This window comes from uncultured Pontibacter sp. (assembly GCF_947495565.1).
Taxonomy (GTDB): Bacteria; Bacteroidota; Bacteroidia; order Cytophagales; family Hymenobacteraceae; genus Pontibacter.
This window is the reverse complement of record NZ_CANLZM010000003.1, coordinates 239,583-258,720: the sequence shown is the minus strand read 5'-3', so window position 1 is coordinate 258,720 and position 19,138 is coordinate 239,583. Positions and strand designations below refer to the sequence as shown.

General features: G+C 49.3%; 12 protein-coding genes. 6 read left to right on the top strand and 6 right to left on the bottom strand.

Annotated elements, in window-relative coordinates:
• Window positions 1–14: 14 nt before the first annotated feature.
• Window positions 15–398 carry a DUF6334 family protein gene (locus Q1B04_RS05770; RefSeq protein WP_299756689.1) on the top strand — a complete coding sequence of 128 codons (384 nt, stop codon included), beginning with the start codon at window positions 15–17 and terminating at the stop codon, window positions 396–398.
• Between the two features lie 205 nt (window positions 399–603).
• Entirely contained in the window at window positions 604–1,311 is a 708-nt protein-coding gene (locus tag Q1B04_RS05765) for an endonuclease/exonuclease/phosphatase family protein (RefSeq protein ID WP_299756687.1), read from the top strand.
• 184 nt (window positions 1,312–1,495) lie between these two features.
• Here the strand turns inward: Q1B04_RS05765 and Q1B04_RS05760 are convergent, their stop codons facing one another.
• From Q1B04_RS05760 to yidD, 3 genes are all read right to left on the bottom strand, one after another.
• Complete coding sequence (locus Q1B04_RS05760) at window positions 1,496–2,191, bottom strand: ABC transporter ATP-binding protein (RefSeq protein WP_299756684.1); 696 nt, start codon at window positions 2,189–2,191, stop codon at window positions 1,496–1,498.
• 46 nt (window positions 2,192–2,237) lie between these two features.
• Window positions 2,238–3,713, bottom strand: coding sequence for a DUF5687 family protein (locus Q1B04_RS05755; RefSeq protein ID WP_299756681.1), 1,476 nt, complete (start codon window positions 3,711–3,713; stop codon window positions 2,238–2,240).
• 640 nt (window positions 3,714–4,353) lie between these two features.
• Entirely contained in the window at window positions 4,354–4,575 is a 222-nt protein-coding gene (gene yidD / locus Q1B04_RS05750; protein WP_299756679.1) for a membrane protein insertion efficiency factor YidD, read from the bottom strand.
• A gap of 82 nt (window positions 4,576–4,657) precedes the next feature.
• Between yidD and Q1B04_RS05745 the strand changes: the two genes are divergently transcribed.
• Both Q1B04_RS05745 and Q1B04_RS05740 read left to right on the top strand, forming a co-directional pair.
• Window positions 4,658–6,982 carry a S46 family peptidase gene (locus Q1B04_RS05745; RefSeq protein ID WP_299756677.1) on the top strand — a complete coding sequence of 775 codons (2,325 nt, stop codon included), beginning with the start codon at window positions 4,658–4,660 and terminating at the stop codon, window positions 6,980–6,982.
• 534 nt (window positions 6,983–7,516) lie between these two features.
• A complete protein-coding gene (locus Q1B04_RS05740) occupies window positions 7,517–9,850 on the top strand; it encodes a family 20 glycosylhydrolase (protein WP_299756675.1) in 2,334 nt (777 codons plus the stop codon).
• A 65-nt stretch (window positions 9,851–9,915) separates the two neighbouring features.
• Here Q1B04_RS05740 and Q1B04_RS05735 read toward each other — a convergent pair whose 3' ends face one another.
• Both Q1B04_RS05735 and Q1B04_RS05730 read right to left on the bottom strand, forming a co-directional pair.
• Window positions 9,916–11,358: a SusD/RagB family nutrient-binding outer membrane lipoprotein gene (locus Q1B04_RS05735; protein ID WP_299756672.1), complete on the bottom strand. Its 1,443-nt coding sequence runs from the start codon at window positions 11,356–11,358 to the stop codon at window positions 9,916–9,918.
• 18 nt (window positions 11,359–11,376) lie between these two features.
• A complete protein-coding gene (locus Q1B04_RS05730; RefSeq protein WP_299756670.1) occupies window positions 11,377–14,565 on the bottom strand; it encodes a SusC/RagA family TonB-linked outer membrane protein in 3,189 nt (1,062 codons plus the stop codon).
• 310 nt (window positions 14,566–14,875) lie between these two features.
• Here Q1B04_RS05730 and Q1B04_RS05725 point away from each other — a divergent pair, with 310 nt between their 5' ends.
• On the top strand, window positions 14,876–15,706 hold the full coding sequence (locus Q1B04_RS05725) for a hypothetical protein (protein WP_299756668.1): 831 nt from the start codon (window positions 14,876–14,878) through the stop codon (window positions 15,704–15,706).
• Between the two features lie 12 nt (window positions 15,707–15,718).
• On the opposite strand, the gene Q1B04_RS05720 is transcribed toward Q1B04_RS05725, so the two are convergent.
• Window positions 15,719–16,966, bottom strand: a complete 1,248-nt coding sequence (locus Q1B04_RS05720) for a sodium:proton antiporter (RefSeq protein ID WP_299756665.1) — start codon at window positions 16,964–16,966, stop codon at window positions 15,719–15,721.
• Between the two features lie 81 nt (window positions 16,967–17,047).
• Between Q1B04_RS05720 and Q1B04_RS05715 the strand changes: the two genes are divergently transcribed.
• Window positions 17,048–19,138 (top strand): helix-hairpin-helix domain-containing protein, encoded by a 2,091-nt coding sequence (locus Q1B04_RS05715; RefSeq protein ID WP_299756662.1) that lies wholly within the window; start codon window positions 17,048–17,050, stop codon window positions 19,136–19,138.

Genomic DNA, 19,138 nt, shown 5'->3' with positions numbered 1-19,138 from the left:
ATCTTAGAAAGGAAATGGATAACGCACTCGACCTTGATACCCTTACCGGCAAAACAGTAACCCAAGCTTTTGCCCTGCACGACCTGGAATTTGGCTGGCTGCTACAGGTGCTCTTTCAGGTAGAGCAAGTATGGCTGCAAATAGCAGTGAACGAGGACACAGATGAAATCATACTTTCCGTAGTTCCAGAGCTGGATTTTGGGGCGCTGGAGCAGCAGTATAGCCTTACCCAAATCTCGAACCAGCGCAAAGAAATCAGTCAGCTTTGGCGCATGACCAACCAGCAAGGCTATGAGGATGGCTTTCAAGTGGAATTTGATGATATGGATGGAACCTGTGTGCAACTGCTGGCCGAGGCATCGCAGTTAAGGCTTGCCATTTTTCAGCGATACCGGTAGTAAGTTTAGTCTGCCTGCTTTGGTTTACCGCTGCCTTGGTTGTTTAGTATCCGCTAGTGCGAGCCTGTAGCTCGTACTCCAACATAACTGCAAAAAGATACGAGCTACAAGCTCGCACCAGCATAAGAGCATAAACCTCATTCCTTTTATACCTACCACCGGGAAAACATCTTTAGAAAAACTAACGAATCCATCTGCTCGGTAAATGAAGATTTTAACCTGGAACTGTAATGGCGCTTTTAGAAAGAAGTTTGAGAACCTGCTGGACTTTCGTGCTGACATTTACATTATCCAGGAATGCGAAGACCCTGAACAAACGCAGCACAAAGCATACAGAAAGTGGGCTCAGAATTACCTTTGGGTTGGAAGCAGCAAAAACAGGGGTTTGGGCATTTTTGCGGGCGAACATATAAAATTACAGCCCTTAGACTGGAGCAATACATTTATCGATCATACAGTCCGGCACTTCCTGCCCTGTTTGGTGAACGATGATTTTCAGTTAATAGGCGTATGGGCGCACCAGAACGACTCTCCGACTTTTGGTTACATCGGCCAAGTATGGAAGTACCTGCAGGTAAACAAACCGCGCCTGCAAAAGGCTTTATTGGCAGGCGACTTCAACAGCAACAAAATCTGGGACCAGTGGGACAGGTGGTGGAATCATTCGGACGTGGTAAAAGAGCTAAGTGAGCTGGGGATTGAAAGCTTATACCACAAGCACCACCAGGAGGAACAGGGGCAAGAATCCATTCCAACTTTCTACTTTAACAGAAAGCATGACAGGCCTTACCATATCGACTATATGTTTGGCAGCAGCGAGTTTTTAAGCACCTTGGTAAAACTGGAAATAAGCAAGAAAGAGGAATGGCTGCAGGTAAGCGACCACCTTCCAATCTTCGGTGAGTTTGCGTAGGTATACTTTGGCTGCAGCCGCCTTTTTACTGCAACTATAAGCTGGTTCTTAGCAAGGATGTTTGGATTAGGCGACAAGGCAGTAACCTGCCCCGGCGCACGTACAAGCAGCCGTTTTAGGTAGTAGAGAGCGAGTAGAAGTATAAATATTCCGCCTCGCTCCCTAACTAAGTATAAATTTGCTGCTACACTGTAAAGTATGTTTCCAGCTCGCGCAGTGTGTTTTCGTTTGTTTGCATGTCCTGCACCAGTTGGCCTTTCTCCAGAATCATGATGCGCTCGCATACTTCAATAACATGGCTCAGGTCGTGGCTGGAGATGAGCATAGTCATGCGTTTATGTTCGCGCAGGTTGCGCAACAGGTTCTTCAACCGGATCTGTGAACTCGGGTCAAGGTTGGCGAAGGGCTCATCCAAAATCAGCAATTCCGGGTTAGAGAGCACGGCAGCGGCAATCCCGATTTTCTTCTGGTTGCCTTTCGAGAAGTCGCGGATGTACTTGCGCTGGTTCAGGATCTCATCGTTAAACAAATCCATAAAAGGCAGCAGGCGCTCGGTAATGTCCCCGTCTGTGAGGCCGTGCAGATCGCCGATAAACTTAAAGTATTCCTCCGTGGTCAGGTAATCAATCAGAAAGCCTTCGTCCAGGTGCGAGCCCGTGTATTCTTTCCAGTCCTCGCTTTGCGCCACGTTCAGGCCCTTGGAGTATACCTTGCCTTTGCTGGGCCTGATCAGGTCCAGGATCATGCGGAAAAGCGTGGTTTTGCCTGCGCCGTTGTTGCCCACCAAACCCACAGCCTCCCCGGCTGTAACCGTCAGCTCCGGAATATTTACGACTACCTTTCCGCTGTAGCTCTTCTCAATATTTTTTACCTCTATCATGGCAGTTTGTTTTATCAGTGATGGATGTTTTGAAATTATACTTTGCTTACTCCTGGCGGAAGCCGGTGGCTAATTTATACTTGTGCTTCAGAAACCAGTTGGCCGACCATTGCAGCAGCTGCTTCTGAAAGACAAAGCCTATTAAGCCAACCAAGCCGATGGCCGCAATACCCATGTAAGGCACGCCAAAAAACTTAAACGGCAGGTAAATCAGCACCGGCAGCAGCATCATCGGCAGCATCATTACAAACCGCGACGCCCCCACGCCCTGCCAGTTAAAAGCAGAACCTTTGCTTAAGTCGAGGCGGCTGGTGTTGTACACCGAAAAGAAGAAAATGACAAACACATTTACACCTATATTGAACAGCAAGGTGGCCGTGTTGACAAGTATGATTTTATACCCGAAGAACCCATAAGGAAGTGTAACCAGGTATGCCAGCAAGGCAACCGGCACAAAAATCCAGAATTTGGCTGCGTAAAACTGGTAAGGAGAAATGCGGCGCGTAAGTAGGGCGTCGAAGTGGCCGCTCTGCCAGCTCGGCACAAACTGGCCGTAGTTAAACATGGGCATGCCTGTTAGCATAATTCCCACAAAAATCAGCCAGGCAAAGCCGTCCAGGTATGTATCGTTGGGGTAGAAAAGCAGGCCATAGAAAATAAAGAAGACAGACATCATCAGCATTGACTTCGGGCGTTTGTGCCGCCACATAAGCTTCAGCTCCAGTTCTATCAATTTGCCTAGTTCACCAAACCTGCTCAAAAACGCTATTCCTTTGCCTTCTACATTCGTTTTTTCGCGCACCGCCAGCTCTTCCGGGTATGTGTGGGCTATCAGATACTGGTAGTTGAGCAGGTAAGCGCCTAGCAGCAGCAACACCGGTACCGCCGCCAACCAAGACATCTCCATCATCGCCCCAAAAACCACTTGAGAGACGGCGAATAAGGAAAACACCTCCAGGTAATTCAGCAGCAATAGCCCCGCCACCGCCAAACCGAACAGCAGCGTAAGTATAGGTTTGATGCTAAGCAGACGTTTAAAATAGATGAGCAGAAAGTTATTTAACAGGGTGAGAGCCAGAATAGCAAAAAGCCAGGCAAGCGCAGCTCCTGTGCCATAAGCCGGTATAACTTCCCTAAACATAAAAGGAATGAAAATGAGCAGAAATACCAGGTTAAACATACTTGGCACCGACTTTAGCAGCACAAAATGCACCATGCGGCTTTTCCTGATTGGCAAGTGCAGGTATGGCTGCACAGCCAGCACAGGCAGCTCCTGCATCAGAAACCGGAAAAACAGATCGATGAGGAAGTAAAACAGCAGCGCACCATTAAACAGCGCTACCGCCGACTGCCCTGGCGCCACCTTCCCTAAAATATTACCAAGTGTGAAGCCAAGCACTAAAAATATCGTTCCGAAGTAAAGAATGAGCAGGCCCATGATAATATTGAGCGCCACACTTTTTTGAAAAACGGAAGAGCGGTAGTTTGCTTTCCATTGGTGTGAGAGTAAGGTTAGCAGCATAGAGAAGCATTAATATATTGTTTTCTAAATATGCTTAAAAAAACGCTGCAATTCAACTTGCTCCTCCATAATTTAGACTAACAAAACGAGAGTTTATACTTAACCCACAGAATACCCGATGAAATATGATTGAACGCTGGGATTGCAGTTCTGCTTGGACGCACCTCTAACACTTCCAAGGCAAGAAATTGCTTGAGAACGATTTCATCCCACTGCTTCTTTCGAAGAGGGGCTTTGGCAAAGTTCCATCAGTTGTATCATCCAACCACCCCTAACCCCTTTTCTAAGGCGGGGAATTCGGTTTAAGCTCTGTCAGCAGCAGCTATTGGAAACTGATCCCAGCCTTTGGGTTGAGCGCCTTGTAGATTTCTGGTTTCGCTTCAGCGAAATTGCGACGAAGGAGCAAAGGAAATGTACACAGCGCGATGCCCTAATCGAGGGCCCCTACCCCCGCCTGGAGGGAGCCAAAGCCAGAGGTGAAACGAGCAGGTTTTAAAGCCAAGGATAAGCTGCAGCTAGAAAAGTATAGCTTGTCTCAAGTCGTCAGAAGCAGCGGCTAAAGTACAAACCTAGTAATCAAAGTATAGCTAGTATCAAACTATAAGTGACAGAACACAAGCAGCCACATCTAGCAAATACCTTACTTCACCGGATCATACCCACTCCCGCCCCACGGGTGGCAACGGCCAATGCGCTTTAGCGCCATCCAGCCACCTTTAAAAGGGCCATACTTGTTTACGGCGTCTACGGCGTATTGGGAGCAGGTGGGCGTGTAGCGGCAGGCGGCAGGGGTCAGCGGCGAAATCATGTGCTGATACACCCACACCAGCCCCAGCACAAACTTCTTTAGTATCCAGGTCATGGTTTGGTTTTTGTAACAAATGAGCAAAAGGCGGCAGTTTTTGCTAAATTTGCCATAGTTTAACTAATCTAAACAAATTTCCATGCTAAAAAGAATCCTTTCACTTTTACTTTTAGTCATGCTGAGCATGCCGTTCGCGGCCAGGGCAGACGAAGGTATGTGGCTTCCGATGCTCATAAAGCGTCTGAACCATACAGACATGCAGAACAAGGGCCTACAGCTTACAGCTGAGGAAATCTACTCTGTAAACAACTCTAGCTTAAAAGATGCCATTGTGCAGTTCGGCGGCTTCTGTACCGGCGAGTTTATTTCTCCGGAAGGCCTCCTTCTAACCAACCACCACTGTGGCTACGGCCAGATCCAATCGCACTCTACTACCGAGAACGATTACCTGACCGAGGGTTTCTGGGCTACTTCTAAAGACCAGGAACTTCCAAACGAAGGCCTTTTCGTGGACATCCTGCACTACATGGATGACGTGACCGGCAAAGTGCTGGAAGGCATTGATAAAAACACACCGGAAGAGCAGCGTGCCCAGCTGGTTGCGCAGCGTATGCAAGCGCTGGCTAAAGAAGCCTCTGAAAACGGCAAGTATGTAACTTACGTGCGCGATTTCTTCAATGGCAATGAGTTTTACCTGTTCGTGTATAACCGTTATTCTGATGTGCGTCTGGTAGGTGCGCCACCGTCATCTATCGGTAAGTACGGCGGCGACACCGACAACTGGATGTGGCCGCGCCACACCGGCGACTTCTCTATGTTCCGCGTGTACATGGCTCCGGATGGATCTCCTGCTGCTTACAGCAAAGACAACGTACCTTACAAGCCAGCGCATCACCTGCCAATCAACATCGGCAACAAAGAGCCGGGAGATTTCTCGATGGTATTCGGTTTCCCGGGCCGCACGAAGCGTTTCATGACGTCGCATGGCCTGAAACTGGAGGTAAACCAGCTGAACAAGTCGCGCATTAAGCTGCGTGAGAAGAAGCTTGGCCTTTGGAAAGAAGACATGGACAAAGACCCGGCTACCCGCATCAAGTATGCTTCTAAGTATGCTTCTACTTCAAACTACTACAAGTACTCTATCGGTCAAAACGAAGGCATCAAGCGCATGCGCACGGTAGAGGGTAAGATTGTGGATGAGGATAAGTTCCGCACATGGGCCAGCGCCGATGCAGAGCGTAAAGCTACCTATGGCAATGTACTGAACGAGATAGAAGAGGCTTACAGCAACATCGAGAAGTATAACCTGGGTTCTGTGTACCTGAACGAGGCTGTACTCGGAACAGAAGCCCTGCTGATGGCTTACCGCCTGACGCCGGTACACAACGCCCTGAAATCAGGAAACGTTGCCGCTGCCAAGAAAGCCGCTGAAGATGTGCAGCCGCGCGTAGATGCTTTCTTTAAAGACTACTACATGCCAGCCGACAAAAAAGTGTTTGCTGCCATGATGAAGTACTACTACGAAGACATCGCCAAGGAGCAGCAGCCAGAGGCATTTAAAGCCATGGTGAAGAAGTATAACGGCAATTTCGAGAAGCTGGCCGACCACGTGTACAGCAACTCGATGGTGGTGAACCAGCAGAAGCTGAACAGCTGGCTGAAGAACCCGACGCAGAAGGCGCTGGACAACGACCCGGCTTTCCAGATCGTGGATGCCATCATCAGCAACTACAGAAACAATATTGCCCCGAAACTTGCCGAGAGCGAGGCGAAACTGGCCAAGGCTAACCGCCTGTACGTAGCTGGCCTGCGCCTGCAGAACCCGGACAAAGTATACTACCCGGACGCTAACTCAACCATCCGCCTGAGCTACGGTGCCGTTAAAGACTACAGCCCACAGGACGGTGTGTTGTATAACTACTACACCACCATGGAAGGCTTGATGTCTAAAGAGGACCCGAGCAACGAGGAGTTTGTGGTGCCTGCCAAGCTGAAGCAGCTGTATGAGGCCAGGGACTACGGTCGCTATGCCAACGAGCAAGGTGAGCTGGTGGTAAACTTCATCACCGACAACGACATTACAGGCGGTAACTCCGGTTCTCCGGTAATCAACGGGAAAGGTGAGCTGATCGGCCTGGCTTTCGACGGCAACTGGGAAGCCATGACCGGCGACCTGGTGTATGATGCGGATTACAAGCGCTGCATCAACATGGATTCGCGCTACCTGCTTTTCCTGATCGACAAGTATGCCGGTGCCACTAACCTGATCAACGAGATGACACTTGTTGAATCTGACAGCCCGGGTGCAGGCGATGCAGCCAAAGCCGAAGCCCAAACACCTCAGGCCGAACTTCTGAACGCTGCCGTAGAAGAAGCAAAGCAAAACCTGGAGCAAGGCAAAACTGAGTTTAAGGTTGATAAGAAAAAAGGTAAAGCCAGAGTAAAACTGCAGGTAAAGGACTAAGCAACTCTCTTACTTAAAGTATAAAAACCGGCGCTGGGGCATCCTCAGCGTCGGTTTTGTTTTTATAGGGTTAAGCGCTCTGATCTTTCAAGCATGTGAATTTTGCAACGCCGGGCTCAACCACTCCTGCTCCCTCCTTGCCCAAGGCGGGGAATTTAGCTGAAGCTCCGTCAGCCTTAGCTATCGAAATAATTCCCAGTCCTTGGGTTGAGCGCCTTGTGAGATCCGGTGCCCGCCAAGGGCAGCCGCAGCGCAGCGGAGGCAGGAGGGAATACAGCGCGATGCTCGAGGACGAACCCTCGCGGGCTGGAGCGAGCCAAGCTGGAGGTGAAACGAGCTGCTTGTATGGCCGTGGATGAACGGCAGCTAGAAAGTGTAACCTGCCTCTAGTTGCATACTTCAGCAGCTAGCAAGTATATCTTATATCAAACTGCATAAAACACCAGCAGCTATAGAAGCACATCAACTTTTAACTTCTGGCATTTCTATCAAATAATGCTTATTCTTGATGTCTAAACACCACTACCACGTTTCATGAACTTCAGAAGAACCTTACCCCTGCTGCTTTGCCTGGTGTTGCTCCTTAGCGCCAGCTGCACGTTTGCCCAACAAGCCAACAACACCTCCATTATACCGAAGCCACAGCACCTGACACTCCAAAAAGGTGAATTTATACTTACCGCTGACACCCGCATTTATGTGCCGGCAAAAAACGAGGAGCTGCAAAGTATAGCTGATAAGCTGGTGCAAAGTATAAAAACAGCGACAGGCATACAGCCACAGGTGGTACAGAAAAATCCCTCCAAAAGAGCGAAGAACATCATCCACCTCAGCCTCTCCTCTACCCCCGACACGTTGGGCAACGAAGGCTATACATTGGAGGTAACACCAGACAAAATCATACTTGCCGCTAACCAACTAAACGGCCTTTACTGGGGCAGCCAAACTATAAGACAGCTATTGCCTGCGCAGCCAACCAAAGCGCCTGTTGCCATAGCCGCTGTAAGTATAGCTGACAAACCTCGCTACCAATGGCGCGGCATGCACTTAGATGTTGTGCGTCATTTTCAGCCGGTGGAGTTTGTGAAGCAGTACATCGACTACCTGGCCATGCATAAGATGAACACCTTGCACTGGCACCTGACAGACGACCAGGGATGGCGCATCGAGATTAAAAAATACCCAAAACTTACCCAAACCAGCGCCTGGCGCGACAGTACGCTTGAGGGCCACTACTGGGATCTGCCACAGACCTACAAGAAAGAACGACACGGCGGTTTTTACACCCAGGAGGAGATAAAGGAGGTGGTGAAGTATGCACAGGAGCGGTATATAACCGTAGTACCCGAGATTGAAATGCCCGGCCATGCCGTAGCTGCGCTGGCTTCTTACCCGGAGCTTTCCTGCACTGGCGGGCCGTTTCATGTGGAAACTAAATGGGGCATTTTTAAAGATGTGTTCTGCGCCGGAAACGAGCAAACATTTACTTTTCTGGAGGATGTGCTGACGGAGGTGATGGACCTTTTTCCGAGCAAGTATATCCACATAGGCGGCGATGAGAGCCCCAAAGACCGCTGGAAAGTATGCGATAAATGCCAACAGCGAATTGCAGATGAAAAACTGAAAGATGAGCACGAACTGCAGAGCTACTTTGTGCAGCGCATGGAGAAATTCGTAAACGCCAAAGGCCGCCAGATAATAGGCTGGGATGAAATTCTGGAAGGAGGCCTGGCTCCAAACGCAGCCGTTATGAGCTGGCGAGGCACCAAAGGCGGCATTGCGGCGGCCAAAGAAAAGCATTATGTGGTGATGACGCCGGGCACGCATGTATATTTCGACCATTACCAAGGCGACCGCACACTAGAACCAACTGCCATACACGGCTACAGCCCACTCTCCAAAGTATATGATTTTGAGCCAACACCCGCTGAACTCACGCCAGATGAGCAAAAGTATATACTGGGTGCCCAAGCCAATGTCTGGACAGAGTATATCCCGACACAAAGCCATGTGGAGTACATGATTTTTCCGCGCATTGCCGCGCTCTCAGAAGTACTCTGGACACCAGCCAAGCTAAAGAACTGGGATAACTTTAAGCAACGCATGCAGCAGCAGTACCAGCGCTACGAAGCCATGGGCGTAAACTACTCCAAAAGTGCCTACCAGGTGCGCCAGAAAATAGAACTGAACCCGAAACACAAATCTGCTACTGTAACGTTCGCTACAGACGCTGCCGGGGCAGACATTTACTATACCCTGGACGGATCAGAGCCAACCGCACAATCTCAGAAGTATAGCAAATCTTTTAAACTAGATAAAGCAGCACTGATAAAAGCAGGCTCGTTTGTAGATGGGCAGTTAGTCGGGCAGGTTACAACCAGTACATTTGATGCTAACAAGGCGCTCAACCAGAATGTAACACTGGCCGCAGCACCGCATAAAAGCTTCTCGCCGGGCACAGGTATACTTGTAAATGGCTTGCACGGCACCACCGACCACTACGATGGCCAATGGCTCGGCTATTTAGGCAACGATATGGAAGCCGTTATAGACCTGAAACAGGTGCAGCCTATCAGCAAGATCAGCAGCTCCTACTTTCAGCACATCGGCTACCGTGTCTTTCTGCCGGCGCAGGTAGCGTATGCCGTGTCTGAGGATGGCAAGAACTATAAAACCATAAAAGTGATTAACAGCACAGAAGTTGGAAACGAAGAAGGCATTTTGCGCAAAGCCGTTACCGCCGAAATTCCGGCTACTAAAGCCCGTTATGTAAAAATTACTGCCCGCAATGTAGGCATCAGCCCAGAGCAGTATCCATCGGCAGGACAAAAAACCTGGCTGCTGGTAGATGAGCTGAGTGTGCAGTAAAATTTAAGTATAAAAGAAGGCTGCTAAATTTAGTTTCAGCAGCCTTCTTTTCTTAAACCTATAAGTTAATCTTCGGTACCGTCATCCCACCATACACCGTCTGTCAGCTGCACATTTGGCACATTGCCCGCATTAGCATCAATTTCGCTCTGCGGATATGGGAATCTAAGCGGAGCGCGGCTGATTGGGTGCGGTAGCTCTGGCAAATCAGTTCGTCTATAGTCAGCAAACGCTTCAATTGGCTGATAAAGGAAGAAGGAAATCCACTTCTGCTGAATAATATCCTGCAGACTCAGGCCATCCGCTACAATCTGAGCAACATACGCTTCCGCTGCTGTACCAGACAGGCTAGCCTGACGTTGCATAGCTGCCAACACAGCCTCTCTGAAAGCTGCAACAGCCTCTACCTGTTGGCCTAACCGAAGATGCGCCTCGGCTTCTATAAACTTAAGCTCATCATAAGTCATCAATGGTACAGGAGCAGTGGCATTCAGAACAAAATCCGTCGGGTCAGAGAACAGCACACTTGCCTGGTCATTATCCTGCGTGCCGTTAGGCGCTCCTGTAATCTCGCCAGTGCTAGGCGCCGGAGCAACCAACACGTCTAACCTGGGGTCACTTAGGCCTTGCAGCGTTTGTACAAAACGCTGACTTACCGCCAGGTGCTGCCGGTCTGCAGCCTCCTGAAACCAAGGATTCTGGCCAGTGGCATCAGATGTAAAGACAGCAAAATTCATATTTTGGGCCGAACTGCTAAAACCGTTTTCTGCAGCAGCCAGCGCCTGCTGGGCAGACTCAGTTGGGTTAATGTTGCTTAGCCGGTTATAGTATCTTGCCTTTAACGACCAGGCTGCCCTTGTCCAGCTATCTACAATACTTTGTGCCGGTACAGTAGCACCGCCGTAAATCAAATCTCTGGCACCCGGGTTTGGACCGCCAGCGGCAAGGTCTGCTATTGCTTCATCCAGCAGCATTTGTATATTGTTGTAAATTTGCTGTTGCTCATCAAAAACAGGTTGCCTTTGCTCTGCGCCCTGTCCTATCTCAGAATATGGTACCCGCCCCCAGGTATCAGTTGCAATAGCTATGGTAAACGCCTTCAATATTTTGGCAATGCCCACGTGTATCAAGAACCCTTCCTGATCCCCACCTGCAGAGCCTTTCTCTATAATCAGGTTGAGATCTGGCAGCGTTCCGGCATAAATAGTTGTCCAGGTATTGTTTACCAGCGTCGCATCATTTAAGCTGGCGCGCCTGTCTGCCTGCTGTAACTGGGCATGTACACCGGCAGTATGCTGCACAAATACGGAAGAATACCAGGCTACATCTGTATTAGCCACCGCAAAGGCCACGTCTGTCTCTGCCTGAGGCAGTAACAGGTTTAAGGGCACATCTGTGGGGCTATTGGGGTTGGTGTCAATCTCATCTAGTGTGTCTTCGTCGCAGGAGCTAACAGTAAGCAGGAGCCCAAGCGCGAGTATATAGGATAGAAACTTATACGTTTTCATATTTCTCGTGTCTTACGGTTAAAAAGTTACTTTAATGCCAGCTCCGAAGCTCCTTGTCTGAGGCAGCGAAACATATTCCAGCCCCTGGAAGTTACCAGAGCCGCCTACGCTTGTCTCAGGGTCAAAATTAGGATAATCGGTAATCAGGAATAGGTTACGGCCTGTAAAGAACACACTGGCAGCACTGAAAGGAGTACGCTCCACTAAAGATGCCGGGATAGTATAACCTAAGGTTACCTCTCTAAGCCGCACAAAAGTTGTGGAATATACATTCGATTCATCTATGGCATCCATTGCATCACTCCAGAAGGTCTGGCTCTGTAAAATCGGGATGTCATTTGTGCCCTCTACCACCAGGTTTCCGTTCTCATCAACAAAGCCTTTAGACCCTGGGTAAACAGTCTCCGTAGTGCGGTCTTCTGTAACCTCGGCCATACCGTATAGCTTCAGCAGACGGGTGTTACCGGCGTAGGCGTTACCTCCCTTCCGCCAGTCTAACTGGGCCGATAGGTTTAATCCTTTATAGGTAAAGTTGTTGGTAAAGGTCATCTCAAAGTCAGGCTGCACATTACCAATAGGAGCAGCAGGGCCCTGAAGCGGCATACCGTAGTATGGGTTGGCCTCACCCTCTATTGTCTCGCGGCTATCTACCACCACGTTACCATTATCATCGCGCACAAACGATGTTCCGAATATGATAGGATAAGCAGCTCCAGCCTGTGCGCGGATATTTGGAGTCACGAAGCCACCCAGGAAAATGTTCTCTACTCCCTCTGCCAGCTCTTTTACCTCGTTCTCGTAAGAAGAGAAGTTTGTGATAATCTCCCACTGAAAATCTGTGCTTCTGAGCGGCACCAGCGTTACCACCAGTTCATGGCCTTTTGTTTCCAGCTCTCCTGCGTTTCTGATCTCACTTGTAAAACCTGCAGATGGCGCTAAAGGAACCTGAAATATCTGGTCTTCAGTAGTTTGAACATAGTAAGTATAATCTATATTAATGCGATTCTCCAGAAAGCGGAAGTCACCGCCAACCTCGAATGTTTTGGTATTCTGCGGCCTCAGCTGGTCAGTTCTAATGATATCGCTCAAAGAGTAAGCGTTAAGCCCGTTGAACGGAAACACTATACCATCAGACAGAAAACCTGAACCGGACCCGCCGCCTACGAATATGTTCCGGGTCTGGTACGGATCATCTGGGGCGGCACCAACCTCTGCATAAGATGCTCTTACTTTACCAAAGCTCAACCAGTTCATGCCTAAGTCAAAAGCATCCGTAAACGCAAAGCCTACACCCACAGATGGATAGAAGAAACTACGGTTGTCACGAGGCAGGTTAGAAACATAATCTTGTCTGGCTGTTGCATTCAGGAACAGGTAATCTCGGAAACCTGCTTCCAGACTAGCGTAAAAGCCGGCAACCCTTCTTCTGCTGATTACTTCGTTGGTGAGCTGAGATGTTGTACTGGCAATGTTTCTAAAACCACCTATTGGAATACCGTTACCAATATTAAAAATTCGTCGGCTCCTGATATCATACACCTCATTGCCCAGCAGCAGGTTCAAGTTAAGATCTTCAGTTACATCTCGGTTAAAGTTTACAGATATGTTAGAGTTAATCTGATTCTGATCTATTGCATAGTCTGTTATCTGGCCACCAGACGGCGGGTTTGTTCTACCGCCTGTAGCGCCTGAACCCAGTTCGTACACTTCTTTACCGTTGGTAATAAAATGATCTATGCCTAGCCTGTAGTTAACACTCATCCAGTCGAGTGGCCGGTAGGTAACGTTGCTACTACCGATAAAGCGGCGAGTCTGCTCGGTAAACTCATTGTTTGCCAAAGACCATCTGGGGTTGTCGATAGCGCTGCGATAGTTTAGCTGCCTGTACGGATCATCTGGAAAGGCGAAAGGAAGACCCCAGAGATCGAAGGTTCTGGGGGCGGCGTATAGCGTGAACAACGGGTTAGACAAGTTACTACCACCCGGAATTTTATCAATATCAATATCAGAGTAGTTGGCAGATAGGCCTAATGTTACCTTCTCATGCACGTTGAAGTCGCCGGCTACTTTACCTGTATAGCGTTGCATGCCTGTTGTAGGCACTATCCCTTCCTGGTCTGTATAGCTAAAGCCTATGGCATAGTTTCCGAGTTCACCGCTGTTGGCTACGTTCAGAGCTGTATTCCAGGTATGGCCTGTTTCAAAGAACGGGTCAACGTTATCAAACACTATATTGCCTGGGCGTTCATTGCCCAACTGGTCTGTTATGGTTCCTAACTCGCTTATAGGTACTCCCCAGGAGAGAGAGGTATTAGGGTTGTACTGCCCGCCGCTGCCTTGGGAGTAAGTGCTTTGCAAATCTGGCAAGCGAGATACCCTATCAAAAGTATAGTCTGTGTTAAAAGTTACCGTTGCTCCTTTTTTATCGGCTAAACCTTTACCTTTCTTTGTTGTAATGATAACCACTCCGTTGGATGCGCGCAGGCCGTACAGGGCAGCTGCCGCACCACCTTTCAGCACCGATATCGACTCTATATCGTTTGGGTTGATATCCAGGGCACGGGCTGATGCATCCGCACCACTTACACCACCAGTACCTGGCCCTGAGCCGCCTAACTGAGCAGGCGCGTTACTTTCGATTGGCATACCATCCACTACATACAGTGGCTGGTTATTTCCAGAGAAAGATCTGTTGCCACGCACAGTGATAGTTGAAGACGCACCAGGCAAGCCACTGGATTGCCGTACAATTACACCGGCTACTTTACCCTGAATGGCATTCGTTACATTTGGCTGACCGGCTTTTGAGACGGTTTCCCCCTCCAACTGCTGTACAGAATAGCTGAGGGCTTTTTCTTCCCGCTCTATACCAAAAGCCGTTACCACAACCTCGCCTAGCTGCTTGGTGTCTAAGCCAAGGCTTACATCAATTGTACTGGCATTGCCAATTTTTCGCTCCACCTCGGTATATCCAATGTATCTGAACACCAGCACTTCGCCGGTAGCGGGCACACTTACGGAATATTCACCATTTGCTCCGGTTGTGGCACCAACAGTTGTTCCTTTCACAATCACTGCCACTCCGGGCAATGCCTGACCTGTTTCCTGATCAGTTACTCTTCCCGTTATAGTTCTGGCCTGTTGTGAATAGCCTAAAAGTGGCAATAGCAAAGCCAGCATTAGACTAAGTAGTAGAACCTTTTTCATAAGCACGTTTTTAGCTGTTAAACATAGTATTACTGCTTATTTACGTGCATCCCCCTCTTCTACTCCATTTAAATAATACAATTTTTAAATAAATACATACTAACTGTCTTAAAAATAGTGTTAACATACCAAAATCTTTAGCCGGTGTTATGGTCAAAATAATACATATATTTCTATACAAATCACATCATTTGCCATATACTTCCGTAAAGAGAAAAACCACTTTTAAAGCACTATAATCAAATATTTTAATCTATGATAAAGTATTTATTGTGCTATTACAGAGTAGTTATCTTTCAAAACTTGTTACATGAAACACAGTTTTATACTTGTACTTTTCTTACTAATGCTTCTATGGCAGCAAGAGACTAAGGCGCAGCAGCTGTGCAATTTTGGGGCTCGCGCGGCAGGCATGGGCAACGCTTCGGTCACCACCTCGGATGTATGGGCGATGAGCAACAACACTGCCGGGATAGCTGGTTTAAAAGCTCCGGCAGTTGGTGTTTATGCAGAGAACAGGTTTGGGGAGAGTGGCTTTACAACGGTTGCACTGCAGGCTGTTTACCCTACGCAGCAGTACGGCACTTATGGCTTTAGCGTGAGCCGGTTTGGGGATGCGCTTTTCAGCCAGCAGCACGTAGGCATTGGAGTAGCGCATAAACTAGGGCAGTTTAGCTTGGGAGCCAAGGCGGATGTGTGGCAAATGAGGGTGCAGGAGTATGGCAGCCAGAAAGTAGTGGCACTTTCAGGGGGAGTGCAGGGCGAAGTGGTGCCAGATTTATACTTTGGAGCTTTTGCCTATAACGTTAACCAAGCCCGGTTAGCTTCTTTTGAAGACGAACGCCTGCCCACTACCATGAAAGCAGGGCTCTCCTATCGCCCAACCTCCCGGCTACTGCTTGCCGCCGAAACAGAAAAGAACCTGGACCATAACGCAGATTTTAAGGCAGTCGCTGCCTATGCGCTGCTACAGGAGAAACTTATACTTCGCAGCGGCTTCAGCACCCTTGCCAACAGCCTTAGCTTTGGTGCCGGCTTTAAGGCAAGGCAGCTGCAGGTAGATTATGCCTTCGGCTCCTACTCAGCCATTGGCAACAGCCACCACCTTTCTGTAGCTTATACTTTAAACGCCGATGAATAGCAGTTCTTCCCGCTATACCTGTATCCTGTGCGAAACCCGCTTAATGAAAGGTTCTATGGTAAGGCCCTGCACTACCAGCGATAATAAAACCACGGTGTAGGTGATAGCCACAATTTCGTCCCGAAACATATCTGGTGTTAGCGAGAGCGCCAGCGCAATAGAAATACCGCCGCGAAGACCTCCCCAGGTCATAATGGACAGAGCACCAGGGGCAAATGTACGATGCAGGCCCAGCGTATAACTCGGCACAGCCAGCGCCATATAGCGCACCGCCAGTACAAGTCCGGTGGTTACGACACCAATCACCGCGTACTCCCACCTAAACTCCACCACCATCAGTTCCAACCCAATAAGCACGAAGAGAACCGCATTCATCACCTCATCCACCATCTCCCAAAACTTTGTCAGGTAATCGGCTGTCTGCTCGCTCATAGCCAGCTTGGTGCCTTGGTTGCCGATAAGCAGGCCTGCAGCTACCATGGCCAATGGCCCTGAAAAGTGAAAGATCTGCGCGATACTGTAACCACCCATCACCACGGCCAGCGAAATAATTACCTCGGTTTGGTAATGGTCTATGCGGCGCATGAAGTGAAAGGCAATGTAGCCGATCAGCAGGCCAAGCCCGATGCCGCCACCTACTTCCATGATAAACAACTCCGCTATAAACGAGCCTTCTATATTTCCGATGCCCATTTGCGCAATCTGAAAAAGAGAGATAAACACCACTACGCCTACCCCATCGTTAAAAAGCGACTCGCCGGTTATACTTACCTCCAACGATTTCGGGATTTCGGCTTTTTTCAGGATACCTAGCACGGCAATTGGGTCGGTGGGCGAGATGAGCGCCCCGAACAGCAGACAATATATGTAATCTATCGGCTGCCCCAGCAACATCATCAGGTAGTAAAACAAGGTGCCTGTTACGGCAGTGGAGATGGACACACCCACAGTGGCAAATACCAGAATGGGCCATTTGCTTTCGCGCAGCTTCTCCAGGTCAGTGTGCAGGGCACCGGCAAACAACAGGAAGCTCAGCATAAACTCCAGCAGGATTTCCGAAAAGTTAAGGGCAATGAGCTGCTCTTCCACCAGTGTCTCAAACTGAGGCGATAACGCCCCCACCGCCTGCACCGCCAGCGACAGCAGCAGCCCCGCCAGCAGTAGCGCGATGGCTCCGGGCAGTTTTATGTATTGCTGGTTGATGTAGGCGAAGATGGCAGAGATAACAAGTATGACTGAAAAAATATGAAAGATTTCCATAGGGCAAGTGCGGGTTCAACTTTATAGGACAGAATAAGTATGAGAATATTCTGATACTATTATTTATACTTTTAGTTGTCTATGAAAAGGAGCTTGCTCTTGTGCTGCTTGGTTTTGCTGTGGCTGTTGCCGCTACAGGCACAGGACTATCCGCGCCAGAACATAGACCTCGACCTGCTGGTGCAGGAGCTGTTTTCGGAGCAGGATGACGAGAGCATCAGCTACGAAGACTTTTACGAAACCCTGTTTCAGTACTACCAACGCCCCATAGACCTCAACCGCACCACACCTGAAGAACTTGCCTCGCTTTACCTGCTTTCGCGCCTGCAGATCACCTCTTTTTTTAATTATCTACAGGAAAACGGGGAGCTGCTGAGCATATATGAACTACAGGCTGTGCCGGAGCTAGACCAGGCAACTATTTACCGGCTGCTGCCTTTTGTGCGCGTGCAGGATGCAGGACTGCAGTCAGACGCTCGGCCGCTTTGGCAACGTATGATCGGGGAAGACAACAACGCACTTATACTTCGGTATGAGCGCACGCTACAGGAGCGCCAGGGTTATACTTCTGTGGATACCAGCAGCCGCTCCACCACCCGCTACCTTGGCTCTCCGAATAAACTCTTCCTCCGCTACCGCATCAGCCACGCCAGAGATTATAGCTTCGGGGTTACTGCCGAGAAAGATGCCGGTGAGCAGCTTGCCTGGAGCCCCAGCACCCGCCGCTACGGCTTCGACTATTATACCGCTCACCTGCAGCTCTACAACAAAGGCCGGTTCAAAACGATTGCTCTCGGCGATTACCAATTACAATTTGGGCAGGGGCTGCTGTTGTCTTCGGGCTACAGCGTGGGCAAGGGCAGCGAAACCATTACCACTGTAAGCAGGCCAAACTTAGGCATAAGGCCTTACAGTTCTGTGCTGGAGTATGCTTTCATGAGAGGCGGCGCGGTTACCTATGATTTGGGCAAAGTGGATGTGACCGCTTTTTACTCTAACAAACTGGTAGACGCCAACCTGCAAGCGCAACTCGACACCTTGCTGACAGAGCAGCAGTTTTTCTCCGGCATACAAACCACCGGCTTCCATCGCACGCCCACCGAACTTGCCAACAAAGATGCCGTGCGGGAGCAGGTTTACGGCAGCAGCGCGCAATACCAATCTTCAGATAAAACTTTTTCTGCCGGTATTACCGCACTAGGCACGCATTACAGCTCATCCATCCAAAAAGCCGGGGCACCTTACCAACGCTTTGAGTTTAGCGGCACGCACAATTATAATGTAGGGGCAAACTATAGTTATACTTGGCAGAATGTTTACTTCTTCGGCGAAACGGCTATGAGCAAAAGTGGCGGCATCGGCAGCATCAATGGCTTTATCACCAATCTGTCTAACAAAGTGGAGCTTTCGATGCTTTACCGCTACTACGCCCGCAATTTCCATACTTTTTACGGCAGCGCTTTCGGGGAAGGCACCCGCACTATAAACGAGCAGGGGTTTTATACAGGCATCAAAATAAGGCCACTGCCTAAATGGGAAATAACCGCTTACTACGACAGGTTCAGGTTTCCGTGGCTGCGCTATTTGGTTGATGCTCCCTCGCGGGGCGATGAATACCTGCTGCGGTTATACTACAGGCCCAACCGCCAGAGCAGCCTCTATGCCCAAATGCGTTACGAGAGTAAAGGCAGAAACAGGAGCGGCAACACATCCGCCATAGATTATGTGGCACAGGCAGAGCGCCGGAACTATCTTTTATACTTTGAGACATCCCCATCCAAAACCATCAATCTAAAGTCGCGGGTGCAGTTTAGTAGCTATGAGCAGGAGTCGCCGCAGCAGACGGGGTATTTTATCTCGCAGGATGTTAACTTTACATTTGATAAGATCCGGCTGAGCACCCGCTACGCCCTCTTCGACACCGACAGTTACGACACCCGCCAGTATGCCTATGAGCGCGATGTACTGTATGCTTTCTCTATACCTGCCTTCAGCGGGAAAGGCACCCGGTTTTATACGTTGCTGCAACTGCGCCCCTTCCGCGATTTGGATGTTTGGGTAAAATACGGCCTCACCCATTACCGCAACCAAGATGCTATTGGCAGTGGATTGGAGTTGATTGAAGGGCCAAGAAGATCAGATGTGAAGGTGCAGGTAAGGTATAAATTCTGA